Here is a 13384-nt window from a genome sequence, read left to right as displayed (position 1 = left end):
GCGTGCGGGGCGATCAGTTCGCCGGGCCGCGCAGCCGCTCGATTTCGCGATTGAGCTGATGACTTTCATCGGTGACGATCCGCTCGACCACGGCGAGCCGGTCCTTCATCGAGCCGATTTCGGCGCGCAGCTGGGCATTTTCCTGACTGATCAGCTTGATGCGCTCGACCAGTTCTTCGTTCTTCTGCGGATAGACCGCCTTGCCCCAGCTATTTTCCAGCGGGTAGCCGTGCCGGATGCGAAGCCAGGTGGTAAAAACCCAACCCGCGACACCCAGCGATCCGACGATGACCGCAGCAGGCGCAAGAACTTCAACTGGAACCATGATCTTTACTCCCCTTGCCTGGTCAGCGTCAGCGCAGCGCGTCGATGTCGCGCGCGGTCCGGGCGGCGGGATCGGTGGCGATCCGTTCGAGGACTGCGATGCGTTCTTCGAGGCGGCTGATGCGGCCAGTCAGCTTTTCGTTTTCACTTGAAAGAAGGTCGATTTTTCGACCGGCGTCGGGATCTGTTCGATGAACGGTGCCCGTCCATTCATTTTCAACCGGATAACCATGGCGGGCACGGACCCAGGTGGTGAACATCCAGCCCAGCGCCGACATGGCGATGATGGCCAGAACGAAGGTCGGTCCTGCGAAATTCATGGCCTTAACTCCCCGTTATTACTGCCCTGTCCTGGCTATGCTTCAGCGCAGGCTGTCGATCTCGTCGGCGAGGCGCGTGTTGCGGCTGGTATAATAGACCTCGATGTCGGCGAGGCGGCGGTCGATGTCGCGGAACTTGGAGCGGACGTCGCGGGTGGAGCGCGCCGGATTGGTGCGCACGCCCTGCCAGAATTTCTCGTCGTCCCGATCCGAATAAAGGCCCTGGGGCTTGGCATCGGCGAAATAGGCGGCGGCGAAATAGGCGATCAGCGTCCAGGGGAAGGCGCCCATGAGGGTCACCAGCACCGCGCCGACCCGGACCCAGACCACGTCGATCCCGGTATAGTCGGCGATGCCGGAGCACACGCCCATCCACTTGCCATTCTGCTTGTCGAGATAGAATTTGGTGCGGCGGGCGCTCATGTCAGTTCCTCCGGTCGAAGTCGTAATTATCGTCCTGTGCCGGACGTTGCGGGCGGAAGTCGGGATTGTCGGCTGCGACGATCCGTTCGACCGTCTGCAGCCTGTCTTCGAGACGGCGGGCGAGCAGATGGAGTTCATCCAGCAGCCGCTCATCCTCGTCGGTGATCTTGGGCGCCTGCTTCCACTTGGTGACATAGTGGAAGATCAGCCAGGGCATGCCGATGAACAGCATGCCGCAGACCATGATAGGCAAGAAGACGTCTTCCATGGAATCAGGCTCCCTTGTTCATCGAGGCCTTGAGCGCGGCGAGATCGGCATCGACCTTGTCGGCCGACTTCAGCTCCGCGATTTCCTCTTCCAGCGTCTTGGGCTGCGCGCCCAGACCCATGGCATCGGCGCGGCCTTCGGCCATATCGACGCGGCGTTCGAGCATGTCGAAGCGGGCAAAGGCTTCGTTGACCTTCTCGCCGGCATAGGCTTCACGCACCCGCAGGCGGTTCTGCGCGCTTTCCATGCGGCTGACCAGGCTGTTCTGGCGGGCACGCGCCTCGCGCAGCTTGCCCTGCAGCTTGGCGATATCCTCTTCCGACGCCTTCAGCGCCTCGTCCAGCACCTCGATCTCGTGGGAGAGATGCTCGGCCATGTCGGCGGCCTTCTGGCGTTCGACCAGGGCAGCCTTGGCGAGATCCTCGCGGTCCTTGCTGAGGGCGAGCTGGGCCTTTTCGGTCCAGCCATCCTGCAGCGCCTGCAGCTTGCCGATGTGGCGACGCATTTCCTTCTGGTCGGCGATCGTGCGGGCGGCGGACGCGCGCACCTCGACCAGCGTCTCCTCCATTTCGAGGATGATCATGCGGATCATCTTCGCCGGGTCTTCGGCCTTGTCGAGCAAGTCGGTGACATTGGCGGCGATGATGTCTCGGGTGCGGGAGAAAATACCCATTTTAACGGTGCTCCTGGTCTTCTCTTCAAGGGGGCCGGGGCGGACGAGAGGGGGCATTTCCGCCCCGGCCTGGGTCGTACGGCCTTACGCCAGATAGCGCAGGGTCGCGGGGGTATCCTGGGTCGCGAGGACCGGGGCTTCGCTGGCGCGGGCCGGGCCGACCGCCGAAAGGATCATGGTCGATCCGAACAGGACGGCGGCAATGGCGACCGACATCAGCTGACCGATTTCGCGAACGCTGTTGCTGTTCTTTTCCATCTTCAACACTCCTTGAACCTGGCCTTCTAAAGGTGCCGCCTGTCTGTGCAGCGGCTTCGTTCCCAACATTGCAGAGGCCGTGCCAATTTTCGAAAAGCGCAGAAAACAGCCATTTTTTGATGATTTAGCACGGCTGCGCAAAGATTTCGCTTGCTGATAGTTGGGAAATTTCCCCATATTTTGGCGCATGGAGAAAAATACCCAGTTTGTCGGCCAGTCGCTGGCCTTTCTCGACGCCGTCGAACTGGCCGGGCGGGCCGCCGAACTCAATCGCCCTGTGCTGGTGATCGGCGAACGCGGCACCGGCAAGGAGCTGATCGCCGAGCGCCTGCATCATCTGTCGCCGCGCTGGGGCGAGCCGCTGATCGTGATGAACTGTGCCGCCCTGCCCGAGACGCTGATCGAGGCGGAGCTGTTCGGCCATGAACAGGGCGCCTTCACCGGCGCGACCAAGGCACGGCCGGGCCGGTTCGAGGAAGCCGATGGCGGCACCTTGTTCCTGGACGAGCTGGGCACATTGTCGATGGCGGCGCAGGAGCGGCTGCTGCGGGTGATCGAATATGGCGAAGTGACGCGGATCGGATCGTCGCGGCCGGTGATGGTCGATGTCCGCATCGTCGCGGCGACCAACGAGGATCTGCCCGCCGCCGCCGATGCCGGGCGCTTCCGCCCCGATCTGCTGGATCGGCTGAGCTTCGAGGTCATCACCCTGCCACCGCTGCGCGCGCGCGAAGGCGACATAACGGTATTAGCCGACCATTTCGGCCGGCGCATGGCGGCGGAACTGAACTGGCCGCAATGGCCGGGTTTCTCCGCCGCCTGCGCGGCCGAACTGGAAGGCCATGGCTGGCCGGGCAATGTGCGCGAACTGCGCAATGTGGTGGAACGGGCAGTCTATCGCTGGCCCGAGCCGGGGCGGCCGATCTCGTCCATTGTGTTCGACCCCTTCGCCTCGCCCTGGAAGCCGCGCCCGCTGATGCCGGGGCCTGCGGCAGTTTCACCGGAAAGCGCGACGCCGGGACCGGTGACCGCATCGGTGATGAACGGGCATGGCGATGTCACCGATCTCAAATCGGCAGTCGACGCGCATGAGGCGGCGATCGTGCGGGCGGCGCTGGAGCGGTTCCGCTATAATCAGCGGGCGACCGCCAAGGGGCTGGGCCTGACCTATGACCAGTTGCGCCACTGCATGAAGAAACATGGGCTGAGCGCGGGATAGGGCGGCACGAGGCCGCCCCACCTGAATGTTTTAACGGGTCGGGACGGGTTCCGGGCCCGAATAGTCATAGAAGCCCCTGCCGGTCTTGCGGCCATACCAGCCGGCCTCGACATATTTGACCAGCAGCGGCGCCGGGCGATATTTGGGATCGCCGGTGGTGGTGAGGAAGACGTTGAGGATTTCGAGCGCGGTGTCGAGGCCGACGAAGTCGAGCAGGGTCAGCGGCCCCATCGGATGGTTGAGGCCGAGCTTGCAGCCCTGATCGATGTCGGTGACGCTGCCGACCCCCTCACCCAGCACGAACACCGCCTCGTTCAGCATCGGCAGCAGGATGCGGTTCACCACGAAGCCCGGTGCGTCGAAGGCGTGGACCGTGGTCTTGCCGATCTTCGCGGCGAAACCCTCGACCGCGGCCACCGTCTCGGGCGAGGTGGCGAGGCCGCGAATGACCTCGACCAGCACCATCACCGGCACCGGATTGAAGAAATGGACGCCAACGAAGCGGCTGGCATCGGGCGCGGCCTGGGCGAGGCGGGTGATCGGGATGGACGAGGTGTTGGTGGCGAGGATGGCGCCGGGCGCCAGGATCTGGCCGACATTGGTGAAGATGGTGCGCTTGACCTCTTCGCGCTCGGTCGCGGCCTCGATCACCAGCTGGGCGCCGGCGAGCGGCGCGATCTCGCCGACCGGGGTGATGCGGGCAAGGGCGGCATCGGCATCGGCCTGGCTGATCTTTTCCTTCTCGACCGCGCGGGCCAGCAGCTTGGCGATACCGGCCTTGCCCTTTTCGGCGCGGGGCAGGTCGATGTCGGACAGGATCACGTCATAGCCGGCCTGGGCGGCGACCTGGGCAATGCCCGCCCCCATCTGGCCGGCGCCGATCACGCCCACGGTCTTTATGTCGGTCATGTCCCATTCTCCTCACCAAATGTTCGTTCCAGTCACCCCTACCGACAAGTAAGGCCGCGCGCCAAGCCCCTTCGCGGGCGGCGAACGGGCCATCGCGACGGATGGATGGTTCGCCCGCGCGATTTTCCGCCTTTGCGCGAACCGCACGCCATGCTTAATAGCCGCCCATGCCCCTTGCCGATCCCCTGCCAGCGCCCGCATCCGGACGGTTCATCGCCGCCGTGCATCATTTCCCGCTGCGCATCTATTTCGAGGATACGGACCTGTCGGGGCTGGTCTATCACGCCAATTATCTGCGCTATATGGAGCGCGCCCGGTCCGACATGCTGCGCATCGCCGGCATCGACCAGCGCGCCAATCATGAAGGCGGCGAAGGCGTCTATGCCGTCACCGACCTGAAACTCGCCTATCGCCGCCCCGCCCGGCTGGACGATGACCTGATGGTCGTCAGCCAGGTGATGGAGGTGCGGGCCGCCAGCTGCGTCATTCAGCAAAGAGTCATGCGCGGCGAGGACATATTGACCGACGGCGTCATCACCGTCGCCTATCTGACACCCCAGGGACGACCGCAGCGCCAGCCGCGCCCCTGGATCGAGATTTTCAGCCGTTTGATGCGAGGGGAAGACATCCACCCATGAACCTGTCCATGCCTGACGTCGGCACCGCCATGGGCGCCGCAGCCGACGCCGCCACCATTTCGCCGCTCGCCCTGTTCCTGCAGGCCGACATCGTCGTGAAGGGGGTGATGCTGGGCCTGTTGCTGGCCAGCATCTGGACCTGGGCGATCATCATCGGCTTCAGCTTCACCCTGCGCAAGGCGAGCAAGCAGAGCCGCGCGTTCGAGGCGGATTTCTGGAAGGCGGACGATATCGACCGTTTCTATGAAGCCCGCGGCAAGGCCGAATTCCCGGCCGCCAAGGTGATGGCCGCCGGCGTCACCGAATGGCGCCGCTCCACCGCGCAGAAGGTGATCGACCGCGACGGCACGCGCGACCGGCTGGCGACCAGCATGTCGAGCACGATCGCGGCCGAGGTCGACCGCCTGTCGGATCGGCTGAACATCCTGGCGACGGTCGGTTCGGTTGCGCCGTTCGTCGGCCTGTTCGGCACCGTCTGGGGCATCATGCGCGCCTTCACCTCGATCGCCGCGGCGCAGAACAGCTCGCTCGCCGTCGTGGCGCCGGGCATTGCCGAAGCGCTGTTCGCGACCGCGATCGGCCTGTTCGCCGCCATCCCGGCGGTGATCGCCTACAACCGGTTCAGCCATGGCATCAACCGGATGGAATCGCGCCTCAACCGCTTTGCCGACGGCTTCTACGCCACGTTGAGCCGTGAATTGGAGGCCCAGCGCTAATGGCGATGTCCGGTCCTCCGTCCGGTCGGCGCGGGCGCAATCGCGCGCCGATGGCGGATATCAACGTGACGCCGCTGGTCGACGTCATGCTGGTGCTGCTGATCATCTTCATGGTGACCGCGCCGCTGCTGGTGACCGGCGTGCCGGTCAACCTGCCCGAGACGCGCGCCAAGGGGCTGGACCAAGATGCCAAGCCGACGGTGGTGTCGATCGACCGCGACGGCGCCATCTATGTCGATGAGGATGTGGTCAGCGATGCCGACCTGCCCGACCGGCTGGCCGAGATCGTGTCGGCCAATGCCGGCAAGCCCGACGCGCCGCAAATCTTCCTGCGGGCGGACACGGCGCTGGATTATGGCCGGGTGATGCGGGTGATGGGCGAGCTCAACCGGGCCGGCCTCAACAAGGTGGCGCTGGTCAGCACCGGCGGGCAGGACGGCGCCGACGATGTCAGCGCAGGTTCAGAATAGGGGCCATAGGTCAAACCGATGGAACGCGCGGAAAAAATCGGCCTTGGCGTTGCGACGGCAGGACATGTCCTGCTGTTCGGCCTGCTGTCGGCCGGGTTCCTGGCAACGCCCAATCCGCTGAAGCTGAACAGCCCGCCGATGGATGTCAGCCTGGTGGACGAAGTGGCGCTGCAATCGACCGCGCCGCGCATTTCGACCGAGCCGCCACCACCCAGCGTCGCGCCTGAGAAGGGCCCGACCGAGGACGCTGCGCCCGCCGCCCAGCCCGAGCCGGCGCCCGTGCCCGAACCGACCCCGGCACCGCCCAAACCAAAGCCGGTCCCGCCCAAGGAAGTCGCGAAGCTCGCGCCGCCCAAGCCGAAGCCAACGCCGCCGAAGAAGGAAACGCCCAAGGCGGCGCCCAAGCCCAAGCCGGCACCCGAAAAGCCGGCGGAAAAGCCCAGGGCGAAGCCGGCGCCGGAGAAGCCCAAGGCGGCGGCCGCGCCGGCAAAGGCCAGCGCCAAGCCGGCGCCCAAAGCCGCAAAGCCGGCGGCGGTATCAGGATCAGGAAAGACCGCGGCCAAGCCCAAGGGATCGCTGCTGGGCAATGATTTCCTCAAAGGGATCGACACCAGCGCCGACGCGCCGCGCAAACCGGCCGCCGCACCGCAGGCTGCCGCCATGGGGCCACAGCAGAAGGCGGCACTGGACGCCGAGATCCGCCGACAGTTGAAGCCCAACTGGCGCCCGCCGTCAGGTGCGGATGCCGACCAGCTGGTGACCCTGCTGGAAGTGCGGCTGGACAAGAATGGCGCGGTGATCGGTACCCCCGAAGTGATCGACCAGCTGGGCGTCACCGCCAGCAACCGGCCCCAGGCCAAGCTGCATGCGGAGCGCGCGATCCAGGCAGTGAAGCTCGCTTCGCCCTTCCGCAATTTGCCGCCCGAATATTATGAACAATGGAAATGGCTGCGGCCACTCCGCTTTGACGCGAGGCTGACCCGATGACGACGACCCTGCTCCGCCGCCTGGCCGCGGCGACCGCCGCCCTGCTCGCCTTCACCGCCATGCCCGCGCTGGCGCAGCTGTCGGTCGACGTGACCGGCGATATCGACAGCAATTTGAAGATCGCGGTGCCCGCGCTGCCGGCGCAGCAGGATGTGGCGACCCCGGCCGGCACCGCCAATGAACTGGGCCGCAAGATCGCCGAGGTGATCGCCACCGACCTCAAAGGATCGGGCCTGTTCGATCCGTCCGGCCCGGCCGGCATGCCCGCGCTCGCCTTCCCGGAAGTGACCAATCCGGTCTATGACAAATGGGGTGCCTATCAGGCGCTGGTGCAGGGCTTTGTCCGCACCACCGGCGGCGAGGCCGACATTACCGTGGGCTGCTATCTCTACGACGTGGCGCTGAAGCAGGAATTGACGCGCCAGGGCTATGTCGTCGCCCCGCGCGACTGGCGCCGCGCCGCGCATAAATGCGCCGACGCCATCTATGCCCGCCTGTCGGGCGAGAGCCCCTTCTTCGACAGCCGCATCGCCTATATCGCCGAAAGCGGGCCGAAGGATAACCGCGTCAAGCGCCTCGCCATCATGGATTCCGATGGTGCCAACCACCGCTTCATCACCAATGGCCAATCGATCGCCCTGACCCCGCGCTTCTCGCCCGATTACAAGTCGATCGTCTATGTGAGCTATCTGGGCAGCCGGGTGCGCATCTATGTCTATGACATCGGCACCGGGCAGCAGCGGCTGGTGACCGAAAGCAACAACACGACCTTCGCGCCGCGCTGGTCGCCCGATGGCCGCAACATCCTGTTTTCGATGGCGGTGTCGGGCAATACCGACATCTATCGCGTCTCCGCCCAGGGCGGCGCGCCGGTGCGCCTGACCAATTCGCCGGGCATCGATGTCGGCGGTTCCTATTCGCCGGACGGTCGCCAGATCGTGTTCGAAAGCGACCGGTCGGGCGGACAGCAAATCTATGTGATGAATGCCGACGGGTCGAACCAGCGCCGCATCAGCCATGGCGGCGGCCGCTATGCGACGCCCGAATGGAGCCCGCGCGGCGACCTGATCGCCTTCACCAAGCTGTCCGGCGATTTCAAGATCGCGGTGATGACGCCGAGCGGCGACAATGAGCGCATCCTGACCAATGGCTGGCAGGACGAACAGCCGACCTGGTCGCCCAATGGCCGCGTGCTGCAATTTTTCCGCACCACGCCGGGCCGCCAGGGCAGCAGCCAGGTGTGGCAGGTCGACCTGACCGGCGTGAACGAACGGCGCATCCCGACGCCGCTCAGCGGCTCCGACCCGGCCTGGGGTCCGTTGCTGCCATAAGTTTTCCACAGCTTTTCGACGCGATAGGGAACCCTATCGTCTTGACAGCGTAACGATTTTTACCAACCATGCTGTTGCCCGTCCGGGTGGCAGAATGGCGATATCCTTAGGAGACCCCGATGAAGATCACCCGGCCCCTGCTCATGGCAACCGCCGTCCTGGCCCTCGCCGCCTGCTCGAAGAAGCCGCCGGCCGAACTGCCGCCGGCACCGGGTGGCAGCGACACGACCCAGACGGGTGGCACCACCGGCCAGACCGGCCCGGTCAAGGGCAGCCAGGAAGATTTCGTCGCGTCGGTGTCGTCCGACCGCATCTTCTTTGGCCTCGACCAATATGATGTCGATGCCGAGGATCAGGCGACGCTGCAGAGCCAGGCTGCCTGGCTGCAGCAGAACCCCAATGTCCGCATCACCATCGAAGGCCATGCCGACGAACGCGGCACCCGCGATTACAATATCGCGCTGGGCGACCGTCGCGCCAATGCGGCCAAAAATTATCTCGCATCGCTGGGCATTTCGCCCAGCCGCATCAACACCGTGAGCTATGGCAAGGAACGGCCGGCGGCTCTGGGTTCGGACGAGGCAAGCTGGGCGCAGAACCGCCGTGCAGTGACCGTTACCGTCCAATATTGATCCCCGTCGGGTCGCGACTGACGGCTATGGGCCCGCCGATTTCGATCGGCGGGCCCTTATGTTTTTGGGCTGATCGCGATCTTCGCTCCGTCATTGCGAAATTCGTTTCCGATATGTGGGACGACCCTATATATGGGACGAAAACAGGAAGCGAAAAAACATATGCAAGATGGCGAAGAGAAGCAGGAACAGGGCGTTAAGGGCACGCAGACGCTGATGCGCGCGCTCGATATCATGGATGAGGTGATCGACGGGCCGATCCGCGCCGCCGATCTGGCCCGCAAGCTGGGCATGAGCAAGACCACGGCACACCGGCTGGTGCAGGCGCTCAAATCGCGCGACTATCTGGCGGTGACGCGCAACGGCTTCGCGCTCGGCCCCAAGCTGTTGCAGCTGGGCGTGCTGGCGACCGAGCAGATCGACTATGTCCGCGTCGCCCGCCCGTTCATGGAATTGCTGTCGGAAAAGACCGGCTTCTGCGTGTTCGTGGGCAAGCGCGAGGGCGACTGGTCGCGCCATCTGGATCGGGTGACCGGCAACCAGCGGCTGCGCGTCGCGACCGCGCCGGGCGATCGTCGTCCGGTCGCCGAAACGGGCCTGGGCAAGGCGCTGCTGCTGGACGAGGATGAGGCGACCTGGGAACGGCTCTATGTCGAGGCCAAGGGCGGCGAGGCCAGCCGGGCGCAGATCGACGCCTATATTGCCGAGATGCGCATCCACAAGGCGCGCGGCGAAGTGCTGCACGACAGCGAACTGGGCGATGGCGTGCGGTCGATCGCGGTGCCGGTGCGCGATGCCAAGGGGCAGATCTGCGTCGCCATCTCGATCGCGAGCGCGGCCCATTATCTGACCGACGATGTCCGCCCGGCCTTGGCCGAGCAGGTGATGAAGTCGGCCGAACAGATCAGCGCCGCGGTGGGCTTCAGCGGCCAGCGCTGAATTTCCTGATCTACCGGATAAGAAAATGGGCGCGGTTACCAATGGTAACCGCGCCCTTTGAGGTTGGGGAGGATTGGGAAATTACATCCGGTAGGTCACGCCGAAGGTGAAGGTGCGACCGATGCGGGTTTCGAACAGCGTGTCCTGACGCTGGCTGTCGATATAGAGGCGGTTCTGCTCATCGGTCAGGTTCTGCGCCTCGACGATGATCTTCAGGCGATCGGTGACATTATAGCTGGCCGACGCATCCATGTAGAAGGTCTTGGCATTGCCCTGCAGATCGCTGCCGGGCGAGGCCGGAATGCCGCGGATGAACTTGTCGCGGAAGTTGCCGGTGGTGCGGATCGAGAATTTGTCATCCTCATAATAGAGCGTGCCCGACGCGGTGTTGGGCGACAGGCCGACCAGGTCTGCCGTGGTCGTCACGGTCGGCACGCCGTTCACGCTGGCGAGGATATAGTCGATCTTCGACGTGACATGGGTGTAATTGGCCAGCACGCCGAAATTGCTGAAGAAGCCGTCGAGGAAGGTGAAGGGGATCTGGGCATTAAGCTCGATGCCCTTGAGCTTGCCGCCCGGCGTGTTGAACGGCTGCGACACGGTGAACAGCTCATCCGGCAAGGTGTTGCTGTTTTCTAGCAGGGCGTTGGGAAGGCCGAGCTGATTGAACGGAATCTGGCTGTTCACATTCTGGATGAAGCTCTTGATGTCCTTGTAGAAGAAGGCGGCCGAGAGCAGCGATCCGGGGCGGAAATACCATTCGACCGCGACGTCGAAGGTGTTGGCCCGGATCGGGTCGAGGAACGGGTTGTTGACATTGCCGACGCGGGTGACCGGATTGACGCCGCTGGTCGGGGTCAGCAGGCCGAGTTCCGGACGGGCCATGACCTTGGCACCAGAGAAGCGGACCAGGACATTCTCGACCGGTTCGACGACGATGTTCGCCGAGGGCAGCCAATCGTCATAGCTGTTGCTGGCGGCGGCGAACTGGCCGGTCAGACCCGTCGGCGAGCTGGCCTGAGCCACGGCGATGTAACCCGACGACAGCATGTCGGTCTTGACGTAGCGCACGCCGACGTCACCGCGAATGCCAAAGCCGATCGCATCGCTGAGGTCGAAATTGGCCATGAGATAGCTGCTCATGACCTCTTCGCGCACGCGGCTGCGGCCGCCGCCACATTCGACGCCGCAATAGCGGACATCGTCAAAGCCGAAGGTGTCGGCCCATTTCTCGGGATCGATCGCCGCCCAGCTGGACGGGGCGCCATGGCCCCACAGCTTGTCGACGCCGGTGATGTTGGTGGTGATATCGGCCAGCGTCGTGCCGGCCGGCAGCGCCCGCACCACGGTATCGGCATTATAGGGACGCAGGAAGGTCGAGAGGAAATTGCTGCGCCGATATTGCGCGCCGCCCTTGATCGAGAAGGCGTCGCTGACCGTCCATTTGAGGTTGATGTCGGCGGTCATGTTGTCGGTGGTATTCTTCGACGGCTTGCCCTGATAGCTGAAGCCGCCCAGCACGGTGCCGTCAGAACGGCCCGGCGCGTAGTTGAAGCTGGCCGGATCATTGACGTCGATGCCGAAGCCCAAGGTCGGCGTGGTGCCGCCCTTGCTATAGTCGATCGAGAAGCCGTCGGTGTCGATCGCATCCATGAAGGTCTGCAGACGCTTCTTGCCGTCCCAGATGGACCGGTTGAAGCCGACGATCCCGCTCAGTTCCAGACTGTCGTTGAGGCGACGACGGAAGTTGAGGTTGGCCTGCTTGAAGGTCGAAACGAAATGATCGACCAGCCCTTCGGAACGGACATCGACGCCGTCGAACACGCCCTGGACCAGCGAGCCATTCTCGTCGAACTCGATATCGCGCACGGACGTCATCGGCTGGCCGTTATTGGCGGCCGAGCGGGCGAAGGAGATGGCGGCGATATAATTGTCGCGCCGGGTCACCTCGAACCGCGAATAGAGCATGTCGAGCGAGATGTCGGTATCGTCGTCGGGGTTGAACTGCAGAGTCAGCGACCCGCCGATCCGTTCCTGATTCTGTTCCGAATTGAGGTAGCGCGGAATGCGCGGCAGGAAGGCGCCGCTGCCCGGCGTATTGGGCAGGTCGTCGCGACGCAGATCATAGATGGCTTGATAGGCGGCACTGGTGCTGGTGCGCGGATTGCCGGTCGAGCAATTGAGCGCATCGGCGCCCTTGGCGGCATTGTCGGCCGGGTTCTGCGGCGCGAAGCCGACCGGCGAGCAGAAACCGCCATTGGTATTGGCCGACAGGATGTCCACCGCCGAATAGCCGACTTCGCGGATGTGCCGCTTCTGATAGGCGACCGAGCCGAGGATGCCGAAGCCGCTGTCGCCGAACTTCTTCGACACCAGCAGCGAGGCACGCGGATCGACCTCCTTCGACAGTTCGTTATAGACGCCGCGCGCAGTCATCGAGAGGACGAAATCCTCTTTCTGCTCCATCGGCTTGGGCGCGCTCAGATCGACCGTCGCACCGAGCGAGCCTTCCTCGACATCGGCCGAGGGGGTCTTGCGCACCGACAGGGCCGAGAAGATTTCGGTCGGGAAGACGTTGAAGTCGAAGCTGCGACCATTGTTGCCGGCGCCGTAAATGTCCGACGAACCGGTCTGCGACGTGCCTTCCATGCCGTTGATGCGGGTGCGGGTGAAGGCCGGGCCAAGGCCGCGGACCGAGATGTTGCGGCCTTCGCCGCCGTCGCCGCGCTGAAGCGCGATGCCCGGCACGCGCTGCATCGATTCGGCGAGGTTGGAGTCGGGGAACTTGCCGATATCTTCGGCGACGATCGAGTCGATCGCGGCGGCTTCCTGCCGCTTCATGCTGAGCGCGCTGTTGAGCGACGCGCGGAAGCCAGTGACGACGATGTCGGCATTTTCCTGGTCAGGCTGTGCCTGCGGTGCCTGGTCCTGCGCCAGGGCCGGCGCGCCCGCCATCATGGCGACGGCCAGCGCGATCACCGACGAACGGCGCGCGGACGCAATACGGCTGTAATGCTCGATCATGACTTCCTCCCCAATGTGCCGGCCCTCGCCAGCATTCCCACTATGTGAAATTTCGTGTCACACTATATTATATTTCACGACATTTCCATAAAAATCATAATATGATCGCAAGTTCCACGATGTGGATCGCCATGGCGCTGATCGCATTGGATACGGGAAGGGATTGACCGGAATTTTTTCCCTATATATGGATCATGCTATCAATTTATGAGACCGATCCTATCGTGATCGCGACCGGATTCCTGCTTCCGCC

Annotated in this window: 16 protein-coding genes; 8 read left to right on the top strand and 8 right to left on the bottom strand. The window is 64.1% G+C overall.

The genetic code is table 11. The annotated features are described in order from the left end of the window. Positions 1 to 13 precede the first annotated feature (13 nt). The 6 genes from CG471_RS03415 to CG471_RS30510 all read right to left on the bottom strand — a co-directional run bounded on the left by CG471_RS03415 (position 14) and on the right by CG471_RS30510 (position 2266). Positions 14 to 325 (bottom strand): hypothetical protein, encoded by a 312-nt coding sequence (locus CG471_RS03415; RefSeq protein ID WP_037508090.1) that lies wholly within the window; start codon positions 323 to 325, stop codon positions 14 to 16. A gap of 28 nt (positions 326 to 353) precedes the next feature. Further along, a complete protein-coding gene (locus tag CG471_RS03410; RefSeq protein WP_099230632.1) occupies positions 354 to 644 on the bottom strand; it encodes a hypothetical protein in 291 nt (96 codons plus the stop codon). A gap of 42 nt (positions 645 to 686) precedes the next feature. Continuing rightward, positions 687 to 1067: an envelope stress response membrane protein PspC gene (gene pspC / locus CG471_RS03405; protein WP_004209378.1), complete on the bottom strand. Its 381-nt coding sequence runs from the start codon at positions 1065 to 1067 to the stop codon at positions 687 to 689. A 1-nt stretch (position 1068) separates the two neighbouring features. Next, positions 1069 to 1335 carry an envelope stress response membrane protein PspB gene (pspB, locus tag CG471_RS03400; protein ID WP_004209376.1) on the bottom strand — a complete coding sequence of 89 codons (267 nt, stop codon included), beginning with the start codon at positions 1333 to 1335 and terminating at the stop codon, positions 1069 to 1071. A 4-nt stretch (positions 1336 to 1339) separates the two neighbouring features. Beyond that, entirely contained in the window at positions 1340 to 2008 is a 669-nt protein-coding gene (pspA, locus tag CG471_RS03395) for a phage shock protein PspA (protein WP_004209375.1), read from the bottom strand. An 84-nt stretch (positions 2009 to 2092) separates the two neighbouring features. Beyond that, on the bottom strand, positions 2093 to 2266 hold the full coding sequence (locus CG471_RS30510; RefSeq protein ID WP_007708701.1) for a hypothetical protein: 174 nt from the start codon (positions 2264 to 2266) through the stop codon (positions 2093 to 2095). A 187-nt stretch (positions 2267 to 2453) separates the two neighbouring features. Here CG471_RS30510 and pspF point away from each other — a divergent pair, with 187 nt between their 5' ends. Next, a complete protein-coding gene (gene pspF / locus CG471_RS03390; RefSeq protein WP_099230630.1) occupies positions 2454 to 3485 on the top strand; it encodes a phage shock protein operon transcriptional activator in 1032 nt (343 codons plus the stop codon). Positions 3486 to 3515: 30 nt separating this feature from the next. On the opposite strand, the gene CG471_RS03385 is transcribed toward pspF, so the two are convergent. Beyond that, positions 3516 to 4394, bottom strand: coding sequence for a 3-hydroxybutyryl-CoA dehydrogenase (locus CG471_RS03385; protein ID WP_099230628.1), 879 nt, complete (start codon positions 4392 to 4394; stop codon positions 3516 to 3518). Between the two features lie 167 nt (positions 4395 to 4561). Here CG471_RS03385 and CG471_RS03380 point away from each other — a divergent pair, with 167 nt between their 5' ends. The 7 genes from CG471_RS03380 to CG471_RS03350 all read left to right on the top strand — a co-directional run bounded on the left by CG471_RS03380 (position 4562) and on the right by CG471_RS03350 (position 10107). After that, positions 4562 to 5032, top strand: a complete 471-nt coding sequence (locus CG471_RS03380) for a YbgC/FadM family acyl-CoA thioesterase (protein WP_004209371.1) — start codon at positions 4562 to 4564, stop codon at positions 5030 to 5032. Continuing rightward, positions 5029 to 5748, top strand: coding sequence for a protein TolQ (gene tolQ, locus CG471_RS03375; RefSeq protein ID WP_010339241.1), 720 nt, complete (start codon positions 5029 to 5031; stop codon positions 5746 to 5748). Before CG471_RS03380 ends, tolQ begins: the two co-directional genes overlap by 4 nt. After that, positions 5748 to 6218, top strand: a complete 471-nt coding sequence (tolR, locus tag CG471_RS03370; RefSeq protein WP_004209369.1) for a protein TolR — start codon at positions 5748 to 5750, stop codon at positions 6216 to 6218. Before tolQ ends, tolR begins: the two co-directional genes overlap by 1 nt. An 18-nt stretch (positions 6219 to 6236) precedes the next feature. Beyond that, on the top strand, positions 6237 to 7205 hold the full coding sequence (locus CG471_RS03365) for a cell envelope biogenesis protein TolA (RefSeq protein WP_099230626.1): 969 nt from the start codon (positions 6237 to 6239) through the stop codon (positions 7203 to 7205). Continuing rightward, positions 7202 to 8536 carry a Tol-Pal system beta propeller repeat protein TolB gene (gene tolB / locus CG471_RS03360; RefSeq protein WP_037519409.1) on the top strand — a complete coding sequence of 445 codons (1335 nt, stop codon included), beginning with the start codon at positions 7202 to 7204 and terminating at the stop codon, positions 8534 to 8536. The genes CG471_RS03365 and tolB overlap by 4 nt, the downstream gene beginning before the upstream one ends. Before the next feature lie 119 nt (positions 8537 to 8655). After that, complete coding sequence (gene pal / locus CG471_RS03355) at positions 8656 to 9168, top strand: peptidoglycan-associated lipoprotein Pal (protein WP_099230624.1); 513 nt, start codon at positions 8656 to 8658, stop codon at positions 9166 to 9168. A 162-nt stretch (positions 9169 to 9330) separates the two neighbouring features. Beyond that, positions 9331 to 10107, top strand: a complete 777-nt coding sequence (locus CG471_RS03350) for an IclR family transcriptional regulator (RefSeq protein ID WP_004209365.1) — start codon at positions 9331 to 9333, stop codon at positions 10105 to 10107. An 81-nt stretch (positions 10108 to 10188) separates the two neighbouring features. Here CG471_RS03350 and CG471_RS03345 read toward each other — a convergent pair whose 3' ends face one another. Beyond that, positions 10189 to 13131, bottom strand: a complete 2943-nt coding sequence (locus CG471_RS03345; protein WP_099230622.1) for a TonB-dependent receptor — start codon at positions 13129 to 13131, stop codon at positions 10189 to 10191. Positions 13132 to 13384: the final 253 nt, after the last annotated feature.

It is taken from the genome of Sphingobium sp. IP1 (assembly GCF_002708645.1).
Taxonomy (GTDB): domain Bacteria; phylum Pseudomonadota; class Alphaproteobacteria; order Sphingomonadales; family Sphingomonadaceae; genus Sphingobium; species Sphingobium yanoikuyae.
This window is presented reverse-complemented; position numbering and strand designations above follow the sequence as displayed.

What these genes read in the sequence shown, in the direction of transcription:
- pspC (WP_004209378.1), bottom strand. Translation starts at nt 1,067, where the DNA reads ATGAGCGCCCGCCGCACCAAATTCTATCTCGACAAGCAGAATGGCAAG.
- CG471_RS03365 (WP_099230626.1), top strand. Translation starts at nt 6,237, where the DNA reads ATGGAACGCGCGGAAAAAATCGGCCTTGGCGTTGCGACGGCAGGACAT.
- CG471_RS03385 (WP_099230628.1), bottom strand. Translation starts at nt 4,394, where the DNA reads ATGACCGACATAAAGACCGTGGGCGTGATCGGCGCCGGCCAGATGGGG.
- tolB (WP_037519409.1), top strand. Translation starts at nt 7,202, where the DNA reads ATGACGACGACCCTGCTCCGCCGCCTGGCCGCGGCGACCGCCGCCCTG.
- pspA (WP_004209375.1), bottom strand. Translation starts at nt 2,008, where the DNA reads ATGGGTATTTTCTCCCGCACCCGAGACATCATCGCCGCCAATGTCACC.
- pspB (WP_004209376.1), bottom strand. Translation starts at nt 1,335, where the DNA reads ATGGAAGACGTCTTCTTGCCTATCATGGTCTGCGGCATGCTGTTCATC.
- pspF (WP_099230630.1), top strand. Translation starts at nt 2,454, where the DNA reads ATGGAGAAAAATACCCAGTTTGTCGGCCAGTCGCTGGCCTTTCTCGAC.
- CG471_RS03345 (WP_099230622.1), bottom strand. Translation starts at nt 13,131, where the DNA reads ATGATCGAGCATTACAGCCGTATTGCGTCCGCGCGCCGTTCGTCGGTG.
- CG471_RS03410 (WP_099230632.1), bottom strand. Translation starts at nt 644, where the DNA reads ATGAATTTCGCAGGACCGACCTTCGTTCTGGCCATCATCGCCATGTCG.
- CG471_RS03415 (WP_037508090.1), bottom strand. Translation starts at nt 325, where the DNA reads ATGGTTCCAGTTGAAGTTCTTGCGCCTGCTGCGGTCATCGTCGGATCG.
- tolQ (WP_010339241.1), top strand. Translation starts at nt 5,029, where the DNA reads ATGAACCTGTCCATGCCTGACGTCGGCACCGCCATGGGCGCCGCAGCC.
- CG471_RS03380 (WP_004209371.1), top strand. Translation starts at nt 4,562, where the DNA reads ATGCCCCTTGCCGATCCCCTGCCAGCGCCCGCATCCGGACGGTTCATC.
- CG471_RS03350 (WP_004209365.1), top strand. Translation starts at nt 9,331, where the DNA reads ATGCAAGATGGCGAAGAGAAGCAGGAACAGGGCGTTAAGGGCACGCAG.
- tolR (WP_004209369.1), top strand. Translation starts at nt 5,748, where the DNA reads ATGGCGATGTCCGGTCCTCCGTCCGGTCGGCGCGGGCGCAATCGCGCG.
- CG471_RS30510 (WP_007708701.1), bottom strand. Translation starts at nt 2,266, where the DNA reads ATGGAAAAGAACAGCAACAGCGTTCGCGAAATCGGTCAGCTGATGTCG.
- pal (WP_099230624.1), top strand. Translation starts at nt 8,656, where the DNA reads ATGAAGATCACCCGGCCCCTGCTCATGGCAACCGCCGTCCTGGCCCTC.